This window comes from Microtetraspora malaysiensis, assembly GCF_001528665.1.
Lineage (GTDB): Bacteria > Actinomycetota > Actinomycetes > Streptosporangiales > Streptosporangiaceae > Microtetraspora_A > Microtetraspora_A malaysiensis.
The window spans coordinates 1-19,594 of the sequence record NZ_BBYJ01000013.1; the positions used below are offsets into that span (position 1 = coordinate 1).

Annotated in this window: 11 protein-coding genes; 8 read left to right on the top strand and 3 right to left on the bottom strand. The window is 70.3% G+C overall.

The features are described from left to right. Nucleotides 1-267: 267 nt before the first annotated feature. The gene (locus tag AWQ71_RS44410) at nt 268-393 is read right to left on the bottom strand and encodes a hypothetical protein (RefSeq protein WP_281196199.1); all 126 of its coding nucleotides are present in this window, start codon (nt 391-393) and stop codon (nt 268-270) included. Nucleotides 394-1,254: 861 nt separating this feature from the next. Between AWQ71_RS44410 and AWQ71_RS40275 the strand changes: the two genes are divergently transcribed. Next, nucleotides 1,255-1,461, top strand: a complete 207-nt coding sequence (locus tag AWQ71_RS40275; RefSeq protein ID WP_067134470.1) for a Tn3 family transposase — start codon at nt 1,255-1,257, stop codon at nt 1,459-1,461. Nucleotides 1,462-1,662: 201 nt separating this feature from the next. On the opposite strand, the gene AWQ71_RS17505 is transcribed toward AWQ71_RS40275, so the two are convergent. Further along, nucleotides 1,663-2,202: a DUF1062 domain-containing protein gene (locus AWQ71_RS17505; protein WP_245658342.1), complete on the bottom strand. Its 540-nt coding sequence runs from the start codon at nt 2,200-2,202 to the stop codon at nt 1,663-1,665. A 365-nt stretch (nt 2,203-2,567) separates the two neighbouring features. Next, nucleotides 2,568-3,308, bottom strand: coding sequence for a VOC family protein (locus AWQ71_RS17510; RefSeq protein WP_067134472.1), 741 nt, complete (start codon nt 3,306-3,308; stop codon nt 2,568-2,570). Between the two features lie 149 nt (nt 3,309-3,457). On the opposite strand from AWQ71_RS17510, the gene AWQ71_RS17515 reads away from it, so the two are divergent. From AWQ71_RS17515 to AWQ71_RS17545, 7 genes are all read left to right on the top strand, one after another. Next, nucleotides 3,458-4,669 carry an MFS transporter gene (locus tag AWQ71_RS17515; RefSeq protein WP_067134473.1) on the top strand — a complete coding sequence of 404 codons (1,212 nt, stop codon included), beginning with the start codon at nt 3,458-3,460 and terminating at the stop codon, nt 4,667-4,669. A 180-nt stretch (nt 4,670-4,849) separates the two neighbouring features. Further along, the gene (locus tag AWQ71_RS17520; protein ID WP_067134474.1) at nt 4,850-5,836 is read left to right on the top strand and encodes a helix-turn-helix domain-containing protein; all 987 of its coding nucleotides are present in this window, start codon (nt 4,850-4,852) and stop codon (nt 5,834-5,836) included. A gap of 372 nt (nt 5,837-6,208) precedes the next feature. Continuing rightward, on the top strand, nt 6,209-6,910 hold the full coding sequence (locus AWQ71_RS41685) for a hypothetical protein (protein ID WP_067134475.1): 702 nt from the start codon (nt 6,209-6,211) through the stop codon (nt 6,908-6,910). 763 nt (nt 6,911-7,673) lie between these two features. Beyond that, on the top strand, nt 7,674-7,874 hold the full coding sequence (locus AWQ71_RS17530; RefSeq protein WP_067134477.1) for an MbtH family protein: 201 nt from the start codon (nt 7,674-7,676) through the stop codon (nt 7,872-7,874). 123 nt (nt 7,875-7,997) lie between these two features. After that, nucleotides 7,998-12,938 carry a non-ribosomal peptide synthetase gene (locus AWQ71_RS17535; protein ID WP_084258992.1) on the top strand — a complete coding sequence of 1,647 codons (4,941 nt, stop codon included), beginning with the start codon at nt 7,998-8,000 and terminating at the stop codon, nt 12,936-12,938. Nucleotides 12,939-12,967: 29 nt separating this feature from the next. After that, on the top strand, nt 12,968-18,391 hold the full coding sequence (locus AWQ71_RS17540) for a non-ribosomal peptide synthetase/MFS transporter (protein ID WP_067134481.1): 5,424 nt from the start codon (nt 12,968-12,970) through the stop codon (nt 18,389-18,391). Continuing rightward, nucleotides 18,388-19,473: a TauD/TfdA family dioxygenase gene (locus AWQ71_RS17545; protein WP_067134483.1), complete on the top strand. Its 1,086-nt coding sequence runs from the start codon at nt 18,388-18,390 to the stop codon at nt 19,471-19,473. The genes AWQ71_RS17540 and AWQ71_RS17545 overlap by 4 nt, the downstream gene beginning before the upstream one ends. The last annotated feature ends 121 nt before the right edge of the window (nt 19,474-19,594 follow it).

A 19,594-nucleotide genomic window follows, 5' to 3' on the forward strand; every position in this document is an offset into this window, starting at 1 on the left:
GTGCCAGGGCGACGATCTCCGCCATCGCCACCTCAACCTCGGCACCGGAGCCAACCCCGGAACTGGTCCCTGCACCAGTCTCAGTCCCAGCTCCTGCCCCAGCACCGGCGTTAACACCGGCCCCAGCGCCAGCCCCGGTCTCAGCCTCGACTCCAACCCCGGTCTCGGTTCGGCCCGGCACCTTCCCCGCAGCCGCGGCCAACCGCTCAGCACGAGCCAGCAGGTCGATGACATCGCGTCCAGCCAGGTTCAGGTCTGGCCAGTCCGCTACCCGGCTATCACCACCAGCAGCATCCGGGCCCGCACCGTTCTGGCCGCCACTGCCAGCGCTGCCAGCATCAGCGTCTCGGCGGTTAGTGGCAGCGCCCCGGCCAGCACCAACAGCATTGCCATCGGCCCGCCGGTCACCGCCACGCCGACCCACGTTCTGCTGCCGATCGTCCCGACCGGCACGCTGGGATCCGTTCGACGATGGCTCGTGGAGGGTGGAGCGGCGGCCCTGCCAGATCCCGTCCCAGGCCGACAAGTCGTCACGGTCGTACCCGAGCCGCGGCTCGCCCCGACCGGAAAGAGCACCATCGTCGCTCCCGAGGCGCTGCGGCCCGCCCCCGCCGTCGGACTCTTCCCTTGGGGCGGCAGGCTTCTCGCGGGACCGGGTGGGTTCAGCGGGAGCGGGCGTGATCGGCGATCGCGCCGGACCCGAAGACTGTCCACCGCCGTCAGGCTTCTGGTCTTCCGCAGCATCCGGGAGGCCGAGCAGCCGCCGAGCCCAGGACTGCGTCGTCTCCGGCTCGCCGCGTCGCCCACCTCGCCCGTCAACGCGCGCCGTGGCGCCCGGCTCGCCGCGTCCCGCAGCTCGCCCCTCGGGGCGCGCCGGGTCGTGTGGGGCGGGATCAGGGGCTCCCGCACAGCCGCTGGCACTGCGGGTGCGGTCGAGGAACCCGGCACTGCGAGCGCGGTCGAGGAGCACCGCCCCATAAGAGTCACCGGAGAAACGATCCGATCCGATGAACGGCGTGTGCCGCCTTGACCTGCGCCGCTGCCGCGGGGATGCGGCGGATGAGGGGGACGGAGGAACGTCCTCCGGTTCGCGCGACAGCAGTACACCACCCGAAAGCATCATCCCTTCGCACCTCCCCTCCCGGTCTGATGGTCGACCCTCTGCGAGGATATCGTTCACGCGTTCGATAGGCAACTCTAAGTAGTCACGCTTGTACTATTTGTCAGCACTGTGGGCGGCATTCCGATTGGGGAGTGCACACCGGGGCGGTCCGTGCGCACGACGTGATCCGGATGCTGTCGCGCTACGGCCGGACCACCCAGCTCGGCAACGCGACCGCGCACTACGGCCGCGCCTCCAAGACCCTGCGCATCCTGCGGATGGCCGGCGAACCCGACTACCGGCACCAGATCAAGGCCCAGGCCAACCTGCAGGAGGGACGTCACACCCTGGCCCGCTAGATCTTCCACCCGCAACGGGCAAGCCGTACCAGAACTACTCCGAAGACATGGAGGAACAGATCGGCGCACTCTGCCTGGTCCTCAACGCGATCGTGCTGTTCAACATTCGCGTTCTGTGACGGGGTGGCTTGCACGTCCGGTATGGGCATGGTTTCGGGGTGAAGCCGGGCGGGCCGGGTGGCCCGCCCGGCTACATCCCCGCTAGTCCCCGGCCATCACGGTAAAGGTGAATCCGGTGCTCGTCGGACGGTGCAGCGGAATGTCGCACTTGATCCGGCGCAGTACCTCGTTCCTGCTGAGGCCGAGCCCTTGCGCGATGAGCCGTTCCGGGCGCACCGGTACCGGATCCGCGAAGGCGACCTCCACCTGGACCGGCCACGCCTCGTCGAGCCATGCCGACGGGGCGTCCAGCCGCCAGGCCCCCGTCCAGTCCAGGGTGAAGCGGTTGCGCCGGGCGAGCAGCGGATCCAACAGCCTGGACGCCACCAGTTCCGGATCGTTGACGCGGTAGCCGTGGAGTTCGGCCGGGTCGAAGGATCGGACCGGCGCTCGCTCGTGCACGGTGAGCTTGCTCGTCCGATCGCAGGATACGCAGCGGACCAGCAGCCATACGTCCAGCAGCTTGCCGTTGGCGTTGACGCGGAACCTGCCCTCGCCGGTGGTGGCGGACTCCGACCGGCAGTCCACGCACCGCAACGACAGCAGAGGCAGCCTGGTCCGACGAACGACCCAGGGCAGCACGGTATGAGGTTGTGAAGACATGATCTCTCTAGACCTGACACGAGGCCGATTACGCGCGACCTCAAACGCTGTTTGACCGGGCGCACAAGGGCAGCCCGGCAGCACCGACGGGAGCGTCGGCTACAGGTGAGCGGAAGAAGGTGTCAGGTCTGAAGAGCAGGCGGGGTCACGCGGTTTTGTCCTCTGTCCTCACTGCGATGGGCCGCAGGCAACCTACGGGAACGCGGAAGGAGGGCTCAAGCGGTTTTCCGACCGAAACTTCGCCAGTGCTACCGGGACCCCTCAGCGGCGAAGGCGATGGTGTCGTCGAATCCCGTCCGGTAGCCGTCGCTGGTGCCCACGGTGAGGGCCGGCAAGGCTCCGCGTCAGCCCGGGGTGAGGACGCAGAACTCGTTGCCCTCCGGGTCGGCGAGGACGATCCACGGGACGCCACCCTGGCCGACGTCGGCGCCGGTGGCGCCGAGAGCCCCCAGCCGGGCCGCCTCCGCCGCTTGATCGTCACCGCGGTACGGCATCAGGTCGAGATGGACGCGGTTCCACACGGTCTTCACGCCGGGCGTTGTGCGGAGGAACTCAAGATACGGCCCGACGCCCTTGGCCGAACGCAGCCGCGCGTGATCGTCGGTCACCTCGTGCAGGGTCCAGTCCATCGCCTCGCCCCAAAACCGGGCCATGGCCCGCGGGTCCGCGCAGTCGACCACCACCGCGGCGATCGGCCCGGTATCCCGGTAGATCTCCCGAGGCTCCAACACACAGAACACGTTGCCCTCCGGGTCGGCCAGAACCGTCCACGGGACATCGCCCTGGCCCACATCCGCGGGCGTCGCACCGAGATCCTTCAGGCGCGCGACCAACTCCGCCTGATGGGCCGCAGAGGTGGTGGCGAGATCGAGGTGCACGCGGTACTTCACCGTTTCGGGGTCCGGGACGGTGACGACGTCGACGCAGACGGCGACGGGGTCCGGCCAGGCGAAGCCCACGGGTTCAACGTTGGTCACACCGGGCCCCTCGCTGGAAACACCCCAGCCGAGCACCTCCGCCCAAAACCGGCCGAGGGCTGAGTCGTCCCGAGCCTTGAAATTCACCTGAACAAGTCGCAGCGCCATGCCGCCCAACCTTATGCCCGGGTGGATGAGTGTCACCGCACCGGCGAACGAACCCGATGGCGGTCTGACGGAACGCTCGAACGCATCCCCCGTACAGCTGGCACGCGCGGAGGGCGCCGGACTCCGAGACCCGAAAGACAGATCGAACAGTGAGTTTTCAGGCCTACCGCCGCGCACTCGCCCTGCCCCGCGTGCGGTTCACGATCGCATTGATGTTCCTCGCCAGGTTGCCGATGACCGCCATGGGCATCCTCCTCACATTGCACGTGGTGAGTGACCTGAACCGCGGATTCACCGAGGCCGGCCTGGTCGGTGCGGCGTCCGTGTTGGCGGGCGCGTTGGCCGCGCCGGCCATGGGGAGAATGCTGGACCGGCATGGGCTGCGGCGCGTGGTGGCGGTGTGCGGAACGTGCTCGGCGGCGTTCTGGATCAGCATGCCGCACCTGCCCTATCCGGCTCTGCTGGTGCTCGCGGCGCCGGCCAGCGCACTGGCCGTGCCGGCTCAGTCGCTGACCCGGCAATTCCTCACCGCCCTGGTGCCCGAGGACCAGCGACGGGCGGTCTTCTCGCTGGACATAATCTTGGGCGAGGCGTCGTTCATCGTCGGCCCGGCGCTCGCCGTCGTGGCCATGACACAGATCTCCTCGACCGGGGCGCTCACCGGCATCGGCGTTTGGCTCGGGCTCGTGGCCGTCGTCCTCTCCGTCACGAATCTCCCTATCAGAAGTGGCGCGGAGCAGAAGGTGACTGACCCGGCCGACCGGCCGCGCATGCTCGCCTGGCTCAACGGGCGGATCGTCGGGTCCTTGATCATCACTGCGGGTTCGATGTTCGCGCTCATCGGCACCGAGGTCGCGGTGATCGCCACCATGAAGTCTCACGACCAGACGGCCTGGACCGGCACGGTGATCGCGGCCATGTCGATCGCCTCGATCATCGGCGGACTCGTGCATGGCGCAGTGCGCAGGTCCCTGCCCCAGGGCTCCCTCGCTGTTCTGCTGTGTGCCTTGCTCGTACCGGTCGGGCTGTTCGGGCACGCCTGGTGGGTGCTCGCGATCGCTCTCGTCCCGATGAATCTGATGTGCACCCCCGCCCTCGCCGCGGGCACCGAGGCGATCAGCCGACTGGCGCCGGCGCAGGTGCGCGGCGAGGCGATCGGACTGCTGAGCACAGCGACCGGACTCGGCATGGCGCTGGGGAACCCGGTAGTCGGGTTCGCGATCGACCACACGTCAGCGGGCTGGGGATTCGCCGTAGCCGGCCTGGGCGGGCTCTTCCTGGCTGCAGCTGGTGTGCTGCTCGACCGCGGCACAAACCTACGCACATCAACAGACCCCGTCGCCAAGGAAGGGGTCGCCTGAAGGGGTGTCCACGGACCTTGTCCTCCGAAAGCAGGAGTGGAGAGCGCGATCGCTGGATCCCCGGACGTCCGCCAAGAGATGTCGGCCAAGAGCCACTTCAAAGCATGAGCGCCGCACGGTATACAGGAATCTTGACAGTGCTTTGCTGGTTTCCGTAACCAATGAGGCCGTTGGAGTGGGATGAGCGATCATGCCGACACGACGCCCCTGCCGGTGCTGACCCGTATGGGTCTTCCCGCAGATGCCGATCTGGTCTTCCGCACACTGCTGATGTTCGGTCCCGCGACCGTCAGGGTGTTGTACAGCTGTCTCAGGGTGTCGCGTGATCGGGTGGAAACAGCGCTCGCGATTCTCGATGACGCGGAGGTCGCCATGCCGGTCGCCGTTCCCGGCAAGGCGACGCCCTGGTGGGCGGGCAGGCCGCCGGAACAGGCGATCACCCGGTTACGCGAGCGACGGACCAAGGGGCAGATGCCGCCGTCGGTGGCGCTCGGCGGACGCGTCGCCCAGGCCGGCCTCAGCCTGCACGGTGTGCGCCCGCTCCGGGGGCAGGCGCTGGTGGACCGGGTCAGATCATTGCATGACGCCGTTCGCGAGGAATTCCTGTACTGCTCCACGGAGATGTCCTTCTCCGAGGAAGAGGCCGCGTCGCTGCGCGAGTTCGTCCCCAGGGCGCGGCGTCAGCGTGCGCGTGGTGTGCGCCGTCGCTCGCTGAGCTTGTCAGAATCGCTCCCTCCCGCCCTGCCCGAGGATGAATTGGCGCTCTTTGACGGAGAAATGCGCACCGCCGACATGCTTCCGGTCGAGATCGGCATCTACGACCGGCAGGTGGTGCTGATGGTCCCGGCGGACGATCCGCATTGCCGCCTCGAGGTCACCGAGCCCCTCTTGGTCGCAGGGATACACGCGTTGTTCGAGCAGCATTGGTCAAGTTCGACGCAAGCGGTAACGCTCAGCTTGCGTCAGCAGGCCCTGGTGACGCTCCTGGCTGCCGGCCACACCGATACGGGGATGGCGGCCCGGCTGGGCATCAGCGCTCGCACTGTCGCCTACGAGGTACGCGCGCTGATGGACGCTCATGGTGTGTGCAGCCGCTTCCAGCTGGGCGTCATGTTGAGCAGGACTCTGGGCGACCTCAACGCCCTTGCGAGTTCCTCGGCCGGCTGAGCCGCCCAGGTTTCCTCATGCCCATCGCCCGCCCCGCGTGCCTGAGCCTTGGCGGTGTTTGGGCGGCGCCGGCGATGCCGCCGGAGATCGTCGGCGATCGAGCGGACGCGGCTGCCATCCGACCCGATGACTCCATATCTGCGTTTCTGAAATCTAGCGAGATCCGGGGAGGATATCCGGGCATATCCATTCCTGCCGGGAAATATGCACACCGTCCATCAATGCAAGTACGCTTTTGGTCGGCAGCATTTTTAACGTTCGCGTGATAGCTCTTCGCCAAAGTGGCGACAATGGCGTGAATTCCGCCGTCCATGCTCGCGCTCAATGCCGCCGAGCGCCGCAGGGCACGCCTGATTCCCGGGAGCTTCGATCATGCGGATCCGTCCGACCTCCGCCCGCGGCGGTCTGCCTCCGGCCGCCGCCTCCGCAGAATCGCCCGCCGCTCTGTCCGGACCGGACGGACGCCGACTGCCCGCGTCACCCCGCCGGCGGCGCCCCGACCTGGCCGCACTGGCCGTGCTGCTCATCCTCGGAGGCACCGCGGCCACCATCACGCTCATGCTGAACGGCAGCGCGCGCGTCTCGGCGATCCGCATCACCCGGCAGGTCACCGCCGGCCAACCGCTCAGCCGCGCCGGCATGGAAGAAGTCCGGATAGCCGGCACCGGCATCGACTACCTGCCCTGGTCGCAGCACGCCTCGTACGCGCAGCGCCTGGCCCTCGTCACCCTGCTCCCAGGAACCCTGCTCACCACCCAGATGACCGCCACAGCAAGCGAAGAGATCACCCCGGGCAAGGCCCGCGTCGGCTTGGCCCTCAAACCCGGCCAATCCCCCGCCGAACTGAAAGCCGGCCAGCGAGTACAGATCATCTCCCTCCCCCGCCAGGACCCCGGCGACCGCACAACCACCGTGCTGGCCCAAAGCGCACTGGTCGATGCCGTCAGCGATCCGGGCACGCACGGCCCACCCCGCCTCGTGAACGTGATCGTGGACGCCGCCCTGTCCCCCAGAATCGCCGCCTACGCCTCCAACGGCCAGATCGTCCTCGCCTACCTGCCCGCAGCACACTGACCACCGGACACCGGCGAAAGCCACCTTCGGCCTGCCCTCCCCAGCACCGATGATCGTTTTTCGGCAGGTCGTTGCGGCAGTCAGGGCAAGCCCACCCCGGCCCCCGAGGCACAGTAGGCGGCGCCGCCCACGAGGGCCGGTGGGGGCTGGTTCAGTTCCGCAGCTGGGCGAAGAGCCCGCACGCTCGGCGCTCACCGAAATGGCGGGATGGATGGCGCACGACACCACGGTGGGCCCAGCACCACGGACGCGCAGACCACTCCGTACGGCCAGCGCGCAGGTGTTGGCATCCGCGTCCACGGTCCTGTGCGTCATGCCGCCGCGTCACGGAGCCGGAGGCGCCGTGAGCCCGCTCCGCCTCGGACAGCGGCACGCCTGCCCGAGGTGACCGGCGGCTCAGCGCATTCCCCAGTCGTTTACAAGCCAGATCAAAGCCGCACTCAACAGGATGACCTCCAGCGATCTGCGTGTATCGGGAAGGGGGGACCCGAACATGAGCGACAAGACAGGACCTGGCCCAGGTGACATCGCCCCGGTTGAGCCGAGATCGCTTGACGGGTCCGGGCACAGGCCCTCTCGCGGATGACGCGCCACACAGGTCTCATCGGATCTCGGTGAGGTTTTCCCGGTAGGCGGAGCGGCTCACAGGTGAGCGGATCCGAGACGGAGACGGTGCGGCTGTCAGCCTTCCGACGGTGCGCGGCAAGCGTGCGTTCCGGTCGATGGAATCACACAAAAGACCACATCAAAGTGCGAGGTTTTCATGAGCAATCCATTTGAGGACGAAAACGGACGCTATCTCGTCCTGATCAACGCCGAGGGCCAACATTCCCTCTGGCCCCTGTTCTCCGAGGTCCCTCGCGGCTGGGATGTCGTGCACGGGGAGGACAGCCGGCCGGGCTGCCTGGAGTTCATCAACGCGAACTGGACCGATATGCGACCCCGCGGCCTCTCGATGCCGTGAACGGATCCTGAGCTCCCCATTTCGAGTCCGCGTTCACCGTGAGCCGCGTTTACGGCACGCCGTCCTTTCCCCGATTGATCGGACCTGTTCGCCGCGCCGCCACGCCATGAATCTGGAGATTTCATGAATCCAATTTCTTTTCGAGAAAACCTGGCCCGGTTGTTCGAGGCGCGGGTGGCGGCGGCGCCGGATGCCGAGGCGGTGGTCTGCGGTGAGGTCCGGCTGTCGGCGGCCGAGCTGAACGCGCGGGCCAACGCGCTGGCGCGGCGGCTGGTGGCCGCCGGGGTCGGGCCCGAGTCGCCGGTGGTGGTGTTGATGGAGCGGTCGGCGGACGTGGTGGTGACGCTGCTGGCGGTGGTCAAGGCCGGCGGGGTGTACGTGCCGTTGCATCCGGGTTATCCGGTGGAGCGGATGCGCTGGGTCGTGGAGGAGACCGGCGCGCGGGTCGTGGTGACCGACGAGGTCTTCGCGGGACACGAGCTGATGGGGCACGTGCAGGCCATGGTCGTGGGGGCGCAGGGCGACCGGGAGAACCTGGGGCTGGAGATCGACCCGCGCCGACTGGCGTATGTGATGTTCACCTCGGGGTCGACGGGGGTGCCCAAGGGCGTCGCGGTGACCCACCGCAATGTTGCCGCCTTCGCCGCCGACCGCCTCTGGCACGGCCCCGAGCATCGAAGGGTCCTGTTCCACACGGCGTCCTCCTTCGACGTCTCCATGTACGAGTTGTGGGTGCCGCTGCTCAACGGCGGGACCGTGGTCGTGGCCCCACCCGGCGTGGTGGACGCGTCGGTGGTGAAGTGGGCGCTGGAGGAGGAGCGGGTCACCGGGGTGTTTCTGACGACCGGCCTGTTCAACGTGCTGGCCGAGGAGTCGCCCGCCGTGCTGGCCGCCGTGCCGGAGCTGTGGATCGCGGGCGAGGCCGCGTCCCCGGTCACGGTGGAGCACGTCCTGAGGGCGGGCGGCAACGTCCACAACGGCTACGGCCCCACCGAGACCACGATCTACGCCACCGCCCACCACGTGACCGAGCCCGGCGACATCGTCCCGATCGGCCAGCCGCTCGACGGCACGCATGCCTACGTCCTGGACGACAGGCTCCGCCCGGCGCCCACCGGCGTGCCCGGCGAGCTCTACATCGCCGGAGAGCACCTGGCCCGCGGCTACCTCGGCCGCCCGGCCCTGACCGCCGAGCGCTTCGTCGCCTGCCCTTACGGCGAGCCCGGAACGCGCATGTACCGCACGGGCGACCTCGTCCGCCGGCTCCCCGACGGCCTCCTCGACTACGTCGGGCGGGCCGACCAGCAGGTCAAGATCCGCGGCATCCGCATCGAGCTCGGCGAGATCGAGACCACCCTCGCCCGGCACCCCGCCATAGCCCAGATCGTGGTCCTGGCCAGACACGACCACCTCGCAGACAAACGCCTGGTCGCCTACCTGGTCCCCGGCGACACCTCAGCACCGGAAACCGACCTCTCCGGCCAGGTGCGGCGCTTCGCCGAGGAGACGCTCCCCGCCTGCATGGTCCCCTCCGCCTTCGTCGTCCTGGACACCCTCCCGCTCAACCACAACGGCAAGGTCGACCGGCACGCCCTGCCCGCGCCCGAGACGGTGGCCTCCGGCACGGCGCCGCGCACGCCGGTCGAGGAGATACTCTGCGGGCTGTTCGCGCAGGTGCTCGCCGTGCCGGGGATCGGGATCGACGACGACTTCTTCGCGATGGGCGGGCATTCGCTGCTGGCCATGCGGGTGGTGGCCGGGATCAGGTCGGCGCTCTCCATCGAGCTGCAGGTGGGGACGGTCTTCGAGGCGCCCACCATCGCCGGGCTCGCGGTCAGGATCGAGGAGGCGAGGGGCGAGGGCATCGGCAGGGCCAGGCCGCCGCTGATCCGCTCGGGGGATTCGGAACAGCCGTCGCTCTCCTTCGCCCAGCACCGGATCTGGATCATCGACCAGCTCGCGGAGTCGGCCGGGCTCTACACCATCCCGCTGGTCCTGCGGCTGTCCGGGCGGCTGGACAGGGCCGCGCTGAAAGCGGCTCTCGGGGACGTGGTGCGGCGGCATGAGACGCTGCGGACGGTCTTCCCCTCGCTGGACGGCCAGCCGCGGCAGCGCGTGCTGGACGCCGTGCCCGAGCTACCAACGACGGAGATCGACGAGGCGGAGCTCGGTCCGGCGGTGGAGAAGGCGGCGATGTCCGCCTTCGACCTCTCAGCCGAGCTGCCGGTGCGGGCGTGCCTGTTCGCCCTGAGGCCCGACGGCCCCGGCGAGCACGACGAGCACGTGCTGGTGCTGCTGCTCCACCACATCGCCGCCGACGGGTGGTCGATGGCTCCGCTCAGGCGTGACCTGGCCGTGGCCTACGCGGCCCGCACGCGCGGTGAGGCTCCCGTGTGGGAGCCACTGCCCGTGCGCTACTCGGACTACACCCCGTGGCAGCGCGACCTGCTCGGGGACGCGGCGGACCCGGGCAGCCTCATGAGCACGCAGACCGGCTACTGGCGGGAGGCCCTTGCGGGATTGCCCGACGAGCTGGCGCTGCCCGCCGACAGACCCCGGCCACCGGTGGCGGGGCATCGGGGCGAGTCCGTGCCCCTGCGGTTCTCGCCCGAGCTGCACGGGCGGCTGCTCACCCTGGCCAGGGCCAACCAGGCCACACTGTTCATGGCCTTGCAGGCCGGGCTGGCCGCACTGCTGACCCGGCTGGGCGCGGGAACCGACGTGCCGATCGGCTCGCCCGTGGCCGGCCGTACCGACGAGGCGCTGGACGACCTGGTCGGTTTCTTCGTCAACACGCTGGTGCTGCGCACCGACACCTCGGGCGACCCGAGCTTCCGCGAGCTGCTGGCCAGGGTCAGGGATGTGGGTCTGGCGGCGTACTCGCACCAGGACGTGCCGTTCGAGCACCTGGTGGAGGCGCTCAACCCGGTAAGGCTCCCCGGCCGTAACCCGCTCTTCCAGGTGATGCTCGCTCTGGAGAACACCCCGGATGACAAGACCGAGCTGCCCGGCCTGACGGTGACGCCCGATCCCGCCTACTCGCTGTACGGCTTGAGCGGCGCGAAGTGCGATCTGCTGTTCGGCCTCAGCGAGAGCTTCTCCACCGGTGCCCCCACAGGGATCGACGGGGTGCTGCAGTACGCGACCGACCTGTTCGACCGCGACACGGCGGAGTCGATCGCCGCGCGGCTGGTGAGGCTGCTGGAGGCGGTGACGGCGGATCCGGACGTCCGGGTCGGGGAGGTGGAGCTGCTCGCTCCCGAGGAGCGGCAGACCTTGCTGGAGAAGTGGAACGCCACGTCGGCCCCGCTCCCGGGAGGCGACCTGGCCCGGTTGTTCGAGGCGCGGGTGGCGGCGGCGCCGGATGCCGAGGCGGTGGTCTGCGGTGAGGTCCGGCTGTCGGCGGCCGAGCTGAACGCGCGGGCCAACGCGCTGGCGCGGCGGCTGGTGGCCGCCGGGGTCGGGCCCGAGTCGCCGGTGGTGGTGTTGATGGAGCGGTCGGCGGACGTGGTGGTGACGCTGCTGGCGGTGGTCAAGGCCGGCGGGGTGTACGTGCCGTTGCATCCGGGTTATCCGGTGGAGCGGATGCGCTGGGTCGTGGAGGAGACCGGCGCGCGGGTCGTGGTGACCGACGAGGTCTTCGCGGGACACGAGCTGATGGGGCACGTGCAGGCCATGGTCGTGGGGGCGCAGGGCGACCGGGAGAACCTGGGGCTGGAGATCGACCCGCGCCGACTGGCGTATGTGATGTTCACCTCGGGGTCGACGGGGGTGCCCAAGGGCGTCGCGGTGACCCACCGCAATGTTGCCGCCTTCGCCGCCGACCGCCTCTGGTGGGGGCACGACCGGGTGCTGGCGCATTCCGCGTTCGCCTTCGACGCCTCCACCTACGAGCTGTGGGTGCCGCTGCTCAACGGCGGGACCGTGGTCGTGGCCCCGCCCGGCCCGCTCGACGCCCCCGCCCTGGAGCGGGCGGTGCGCCAGGAGCGGGTGTCCGGGGTGTTTCTGACGACCGGCCTGTTCAACGCACTGGCCGAGGAGTCACCCGCCGTGCTGGCCGCCGTACCGGAACTGTGGCAGGGCGGTGAGGCGGCGTCTCCCGCTGCGGTGGAGCGGGTCGTCCTCGCCGGTGGCGTCGTCAACAACGGCTACGGTCCCACCGAGACGACGACGTTCGCGCTCTCCTACCGGGTGGCGGAACCGTCTTCGGGCGCCGTCCCCATCGGGAGTCCGCTCGACAACACACGTGCCTACGTCCTGGACGACAGGCTCCGCCCGGTGCCCACCGGCGTGCCCGGCGAGCTCTACATCGCCGGAGAGCACCTGGCCCGCGGCTACCTCGGCCGCCCGGACCTGACCGCCGAACGCTTCGTCGCCGCCCCCTACGGCGAGCCCGGAACGCGCATGTACCGCACGGGCGACCTGGTACGGCGTCGCGGCGACGGCCTCCTCGACTACGTCGGGCGGGCCGATCAGCAGGTCAAGATCCGCGGTTTCCGCATCGAGCTCGGCGAGATCGAGACCACCCTCGCCCGGCATCCCGCCATAGCCCAGATCGTGGTCCTGGCCAGACACGACCAGCCCGGGGACAAACGCCTGGTCGCCTACCTGGTCCCCGGCGACACCTCAGCACCGGAAACCGACCTCTCCGGCCAGGTGCGGCGCTTCGCCGAGGAGACGCTCCCCGCCTACATGGTCCCCTCCGCCTTCGTCGTCCTGGACGCCCTCCCGCTCAACCACAACGGCAAGGTCGACCGCCACGCCCTGCCCACGCCCGTGTGGCAGGAGCCGGCCGCCGTGACGCAGGGGCCCAGGACCGAGGCGGAGAAACTGGTCGCGGAGGTCTGGGCCGAGGTGCTCGGGCTGGAGCGGGTCGGCGTGCACGACGACTTCTTCGCTCTCGGCGGCAACTCGCTGCTGGCCATCAGGGTCGCCGCCAGGGTCAGAGCGGCCGTCGACCTGGAGATCCCGGTCAACGCGGTCTTCACCCATCCCACGGTCGAAAAGCTGGCCGACACCGTCGAGGCGCTGCTGATCGCCGCCATCGAAGGACAGATCCCGTAGTTCCCCCTCATGAATGGAAGAAGTCCCGGATGACCGAGCAGCTGTCGGAGCGCGCCGTCGCTCTCACGGCCGACAAACGCGCCCTCCTGTCGCAGCGACTGCGCGGGCGAGCGGCGAGCACCACCGTCCAGCCCCGCGCCGCGGGGACCGAGCCGCCGCCGTCCAGCGGGCAGGAGCGGTTGTGGTTCATGGAGCAGTTCGCTCCGGGGAACGTCGCCTACACGCTCCCAGTGGCCATGCGCCTGAGGGGCGAACTGGAGGTCACACTGCTGGAAGAGGCGCTGACGGCGCTGGTGACCAGGCACGAGGCCCTGCGGACACGGTTCCCCACCACCCAGGACGGGCAGCCGAGGGTCGTCGTCGACGAGCCTGGGCCCGTCACGCTGAAGATCACCGAATCGGAGACCCCCGAGCGGGCGGCCGAGATCGTCGGCGAGGAGTTGATCCGGCCGTTCGACCTGGCGGCCGACGCGCTGCTGCGGGCGTCGCTGATCCGCATCGGGCCGGACGACCACGTGCTCCTGCTCGTCGTCCACCACATCGTAAGCGACGGCCAGTCGCTGGAGATCATGGTCGACGAGCTGCTCAAGCTGTACGGCGGACTCCGCGAGGGCACGCCCGCGGCGCTGCCCGAACCGGCCGTCCAGTTCGGCGACTTCGCCGCCTGGGAGCAGGCGCGGCTGGCGGGGCCCGCCGTCGAGCCCGACGCCGCCTTCTGGCGCGAGCAGCTCGCCGGGCTGCCCGACCTGGAGCTGCCCACCGACCGGCCGCGCCCGGCCGAGCAGCGTTTCGACGGCGCTGTCCACGCCTTCACCTGGGACGCCGAGCTGACCGGGGCCGTGCGCGCCCTCGGCAGGGCACACACCGCCACGCTCTACATGACCCTGCTCGCGGCATACCAGGCGGTGCTCGCCCGGCACGCGGGCCAGGACGACTTCGCGGTGGGCTCACCGGTGGCCGGACGGCCCTACCAGGAGCTGGAGGGTGTGGTCGGCGCCTTCGTCAACATGGTGACCCTGCGCAGCCGTACCAGCGACGACCCGACCGTCGCCCAACACCTGCTCCGCACCAGGGAGACCGTGCTCGGCGCGCTCGCGCACCAGGACCATCCCTTCCATCGGCTCGTCAACGACCTGCGGGTGGAGCGGGACCCCAGCCGTTCGGCGATCTTCCAGGCGACTTTCGCGCTCGCCGACCAGGCGGTCCGCGCCACGACCGTGGCCGGGCTGGACATCAGCCCGTTCGATCCGCCGCTCGCGGTCACCCAGTTCGACCTGGCGCTGTACGTCAACGAGACCGACGAAGGGTTGAGCGGCTTCTTCACCTACCGCACCGACCTGTTCGAGCCCGCGTCCGTCGAGCGCATCGAGCGCTCGATGCGGCTCTTCCTCCAAGGTGCCGTCGCCGACCACGACCACCGCCTGTCCGAGGTGTCGCTGCTCGGCGAGGAGGAGCGCGAGTCGCTACTCGGCGACTGGGCGGGCACCCGCACCTGGCGGCCCGCGCACCGCACGCTCGGCGAGATGGCCGAGGCCCAGGCGGCGCGGACCCCGGACGCGGTCGCCCTCGTCGCCGGGGAGCGCTCGCTCACCTTCGCCGAGCTGCACCGCCGGGCCAACCGGCTGGCCAGGCACTTGCGGGACTCCGGCGTCGGCCCCGACGCGCGCGTCGCGATCTGCCTGGACGGGACCGTGGACGCCGCGGTCGCGATCCTCGCGGTGCTCAAGGCGGGCGGCGCCTACCTGCCGCTCGACCCCGAGCAGCCGCGTGACCGGCTGGAGTTCCTGCTCGCCGACTCGTCGGCCGTCGTGCTGATCACCGATTCGGCGCTGCGCGACCGGGCGGCCGGTTTCACCGGCACGGTCGTCGAGCTGGACCGGCTGGCCGACGAAGGCGACGACTCGCCGCTGGAACCGCTCGCCGGCCCCGGCGACCTCGCCTACGTGATCTACACCTCCGGCACCACCGGGCGGCCCAAGGGCGTCGGCGTCCAGCACCGGCACATCGTGGCCTACCTGGAGTACATCCGCGAGGAATACGACATCGTGCCCGACGCCGCCTTCGGGCTGCTCCAGTCGCTCGCCTTCGACTTCAGCATGCTGATGTTCTACCTGCCGCTCACCAACGGCGGCACCCTCCACCAGCTGCCCCGCCGCGGCTCCGCGCCCGAGCTGGCCGACGCCGTGCCGCGCCTCGACTACCTGAAGATGACGCCCTCTCACCTCGCCGCACTGGGCGCGGAGGTGGAGCCCGAGCGGCTGCTGCCGCGCCGGGCGCTCGTCCTGGCCGGCGAGGCGTCGCCGACCGCCTGGGTCCGCGATCTGGCCTCCCGCGCGGGCTGCGCGATCTTCAACAGCTACGGCCCCACCGAGACGGTCGTCGCGGTGACCACCGAGCGGGTGGACCCCCAGGCGCCCGCGGCCGGTACGGCCTGGCCCATCGGCCGCCCGCTCCCCGACGCCCGCGTCTACGTGCTGGACCAGGTGCTGCGCCTGGTGCCGCCGGGTGTCGCGGGCGAGCTCTACATCGGCGGCGACACCATGGCCCGCGGCTATCTCGGCCGCCCCGCACTGACCGCCGAGCGCTTCGTCGCCGACCCGTACGGCGCGGCCGGAGCACGCATGTACCGCACGGGCGACCTGGTCCGCAGGCTCGACGACGGGCGGCTGGAATTCCTCGGCCGCACCGACCACCAGGTGAAGATCCGCGGCTACCGGGTGGAACTCGGCGAGGTCGAGGCCGCGCTCGGCACGCTCCCCGGAGTCGTCCAGGGCGTCGTGGACCTGCGCGGCGACCACCTCGTCGCCTGGCTGGAGAAGGAGCCGGGCGCGCAGGAGGCCCCGGTGTCCGAGCTGCGGGCGCACCTGCTCGACCGGCTGCCCGACTACATGGTCCCCGGGCGTTTCGCCTGGCTCGACCGCTTCCCGCTCCAGGCCCACGGCAAGGTGGACCGCAGGGCGCTGCCGGACCCCGAACCCGAGCGGCTGGACCAGCGGCCCGGCTACACCGCCCCGGCCGACCCGACCGAGGAGGCCATCGCCGCGATCTGGGCGGGTGTCCTCGACCTCGAACGGATCGGCACCGGCGACAACTTCTTCGACCTCGGCGGCCACTCGCTGCTGGCCACCCAGGTCGTGGCGAGAATGCGCAAGGCCTTCCCCGAGAGCAGGCCGCCGATCGGCGTGCTGGAGATGTTCCAGCACCCCACGGTCGCCGAGCTCGCCAGGCTCGCCACCGAACGCCAGGGCGAGACAGCCGCCCCCCGCCGGATGCTGGCCGAGCTGACCCGCCCGATCGATCCGAAGGACCGGGTCGGCTCCGTCATCTGCGTGCCGTACGGCGGCGCCAACGCGGTCGTCTACCAGACGCTCGCCGACGCGATGCCCGCCGGCTACTCCCTCTACGCGGTCGCCGCCCCCGGACGTGAGCCGGGCGAGGAGGAACAGCTCTCCTTCGAGGAGGTGGCGGGGCTCTGCGTCGAGGAGATCGCCGAGCATCTCCGGGGCCCGATCGTGATCTACGGGCACTGCGCCCCCGGCAGCGCGCTGGCCGTGGAGCTGGCCCGGCGCATGGAGGCGTCGGGACGCGAGCTGGATGCCCTCTACCTGGGCGGCATCTTCCCCTTCGCCCGGCCCCGGGGCCGCTTCCTCGGCCCGCTGAGCAAACTGATCAGTGACCGGCTGTACGGCACCCGCACGATCGCGGCCGAGCTGCGCGCGCTCGGCGGCGACATGACGGGCCTCGACGAGGAGCAGGTGGCCTTCACCGTCGAGCTGATGCGCCGGGACGGCCGGATGGCCGAGGAGTACTTCACCCGGATCCTGGGGACCGAGCAGCCCCGGCTGAGAGCGCCGATCATCTCGGTCGTCGGCGAGCGCGACCCGAGCACCGAGTTCTACCAGGAGCGCTTCAAGGAGTGGTGCTTCCTGTCCGACTCCTCGTCGCTGGTCGTCATCGACGAGGCCGGGCACTTCTTCCCCAAGTATCGCGCCGACGAGCTCGCCCAGATCCTCACCGGCACCCACACCGCCGACGCGGCCTGGCGGGAGGCGCACTCGCGCGAGGCGGGCGGCACCTGGTGGCTCCAGGACAGCGTGGAGCGGCGGGCCGTGCGGGAGGAGCGCGAGCCGAGCATGCGCCGGTTCCTGCCCGTCGCGCTGGGGCAGCTCGTCTCGCTCACCGGGTCGGCCCTCACCGAGTTCGCGGTGCCGATCTGGATCTACACGGTCACCGGGTCACTGGCCCACTTCGGGCTCATCGCCCTGCTCGCCCTGGTGCCGGGCATCATCGTGGCCCCGCTGGCGGGCGCGGTGGTCGACCGCTACGACCGGCGGCGGGTGATGATCGCCGGCGACCTGGTGTCGGGAGTCACACAGGCGGTGATGCTCGCGCTGCTGCTGACCGACCGGCTCTCGGTCGGCCCGCTCTACGCGCTGATAGCCGTCGTCTCGGTCTCCGTGACGTTCCAGCGGCTCGCCTACCAGGCGTCGATCCCGCAGCTGGTGCCCAAGCGCTACCTCGGGCACGCCAACGGCATCGTGCAGCTCGCGATCGGCACCGCCCAGTTCCTGGTCCCCCTCATCGCGGTCGGCCTACTCGCCGCGATCGGGCTGGAGGGCATCCTGACCATCCAGGTGGCGGCCTACACCTTCGCCATCGTCGTGGTCCTGTTCGTCAAGTTCCCCACCACGCTGGGGCTGCGCCGCCGTGAGCCGATCTCGGCCGAGATCGCAGGCGGCTTCCGCTTCTCGCTGGGACACCGGAGCTTCCGCGGCATGCTGTTCTTCTTCGCCGGCGTGAACCTCTTCCTGGCTCCCATGTTCGTCATGGTCTCGCCGCTCGTCCTCTCCTTCGCCCCGCTTCAGGCGGCCGGCGCGGTCGCGGTCGCGGCCGGGGCGGGCGCGATCACCGGCGGCGTCGTCATGAGCCTGTGGGGCGGCCCGACCCACCGCAGGCTGCGCGGCGCGATCGCCGCGACGATGCTGATGGCGGTCGCCGGCGTGCTGACCGGGCTGCGGCCCAGCCTCTGGCTGATCGGCGTCGGCGCCTTCGGCATGTCCTTCGCGCTGGCCCTGATCAACGGCACGATCATGACGATCATCCAGGTGAAGGTGCCGCACCGCTTCCAGGGGCGGATCATCGCGGTCAACACCATGATCGCCGCAGCCACCGTACCGCTCGGCTTCGGCGTCATCGCCCCCCTCGCCGGCCCGCTCCTCGATCCGCTGCTGGCCGTGGGCGGCCCGCTCGCGGACACCCTCGGCGCGGTCATCGGCACCGGGCCGGGGCGCGGGATCGGGCTTCTCTACCTGCTGTGCGGGCTCGGCATGGCGCTGCTGGTGCTCGCCGCCACCCGGATCGGAACCCTGGCGCGCTTCGACGACGAGGTGCCCGACGCCAAGCCCGACGACCTCATCGGCATCGAAGAGCTGGAAAGGACCCACGCATCGTGAACACCACCACCATCGCCTGGGAGGTCAGGGAGGGCAGGCCCGCCGCGGCCGACGCCCAGGGCTCGGACCTGGGCGAGACCTGCGACTGGCTGCGGGAGAACCGTGAGGCCATCCGTGCGGGCCTGGACGAGCACGGCGCCCTCTACCTGCGAGGGCTGCCGGTGAAGGGCGTGGAGGACTTCGCCGAGGTACGCGACGCCCTGATCGCCAAACTCGCCGGATATGTCGAGAAGGCCACCCCGCGCAGCCACTTCGGCAAGGACATCTACTCCTCCACCGACCTACCGCCGTCCCAGACGATCCGCCCGCACAACGAGAACAGCTACGCGCTCAGCTTCCCCGGGCTGCTGATGTTCGGCTGCCTGATCGCCCCCGACGAGGGGGGCGCGACCCCGGTGACCGACGTGCGCAAGGTGCTGAGAAGCATCCCGCAGCCGCTGGCCGACCGGTTCCGCGCGCACGGCTGGTCCCTGGTGCGCAACTACGGCGACCACATCAGCCTCGGCTGGCGCACCGCATTCGGCACCGAGGACAGGGACGAGGTCGCCGCCTACTGCGCGGAGAACCACATCGCCCACGAGTGGGTCGGCGGCGACCAGCTGCGCACCGTGCAGCGCCGCTCGGCGACCATCCGCCACCCCGGAACCGGCGAGGAGGTCTGGTTCAACCACACGGTCTTCTGGAACGAGTGGGCGCTCGACCCGGAGATCCGTGAGGTGTTCCTGGAGGACCTGGGCCACGACAACCTGCCTTTCAACACCGCCTACGGCGACGGCGAGCCGATCTCCAGGGAGGACGTGGAGACCATCGACGCGGCCTACTGCCAGGCGACGGTCAGGGAGACATGGCGGCCGGGTGACATTCTGATCGTCGACAACATCCTCGCCGCCCACGCCCGCGAGTCCTTCAAGGGGCCCCGCAAGATCGTGGTCACCATGGGCGACCCGGTCCCCCTGGACACCTGCGCCCCGACCGTCCAGCCGCAGGCCGGCTTCGCCAAGGCCACGGCCGGGGTGGGAACGAGGACCGGGGAGGCCGCCAAGCCTGCGAAGGCGCGCCGCTGGTTCGGCCGCCGCTCCTGACCCGCCCGGCCCCTCATCCTGGGGGACGGCTGCCCGGCCTTCTCCTCTGCGCCGGTCAGGGCCTGGCGTAAAGCCGCGGGAGCGGTGGCCGCGGGCCGGTCGTCCTCGATCGGAAAACCGT

What these genes read in the sequence shown, in the direction of transcription:
- AWQ71_RS44410 (WP_281196199.1), bottom strand. Translation starts at nt 393, where the DNA reads ATGGCAATGCTGTTGGTGCTGGCCGGGGCGCTGCCACTAACCGCCGAG.
- AWQ71_RS17510 (WP_067134472.1), bottom strand. Translation starts at nt 3,308, where the DNA reads ATGGCGCTGCGACTTGTTCAGGTGAATTTCAAGGCTCGGGACGACTCA.
- AWQ71_RS17520 (WP_067134474.1), top strand. Translation starts at nt 4,850, where the DNA reads ATGAGCGATCATGCCGACACGACGCCCCTGCCGGTGCTGACCCGTATG.
- AWQ71_RS41685 (WP_067134475.1), top strand. Translation starts at nt 6,209, where the DNA reads ATGCGGATCCGTCCGACCTCCGCCCGCGGCGGTCTGCCTCCGGCCGCC.
- AWQ71_RS17530 (WP_067134477.1), top strand. Translation starts at nt 7,674, where the DNA reads ATGAGCAATCCATTTGAGGACGAAAACGGACGCTATCTCGTCCTGATC.
- AWQ71_RS17535 (WP_084258992.1), top strand. Translation starts at nt 7,998, where the DNA reads ATGAATCCAATTTCTTTTCGAGAAAACCTGGCCCGGTTGTTCGAGGCG.
- AWQ71_RS17540 (WP_067134481.1), top strand. Translation starts at nt 12,968, where the DNA reads ATGACCGAGCAGCTGTCGGAGCGCGCCGTCGCTCTCACGGCCGACAAA.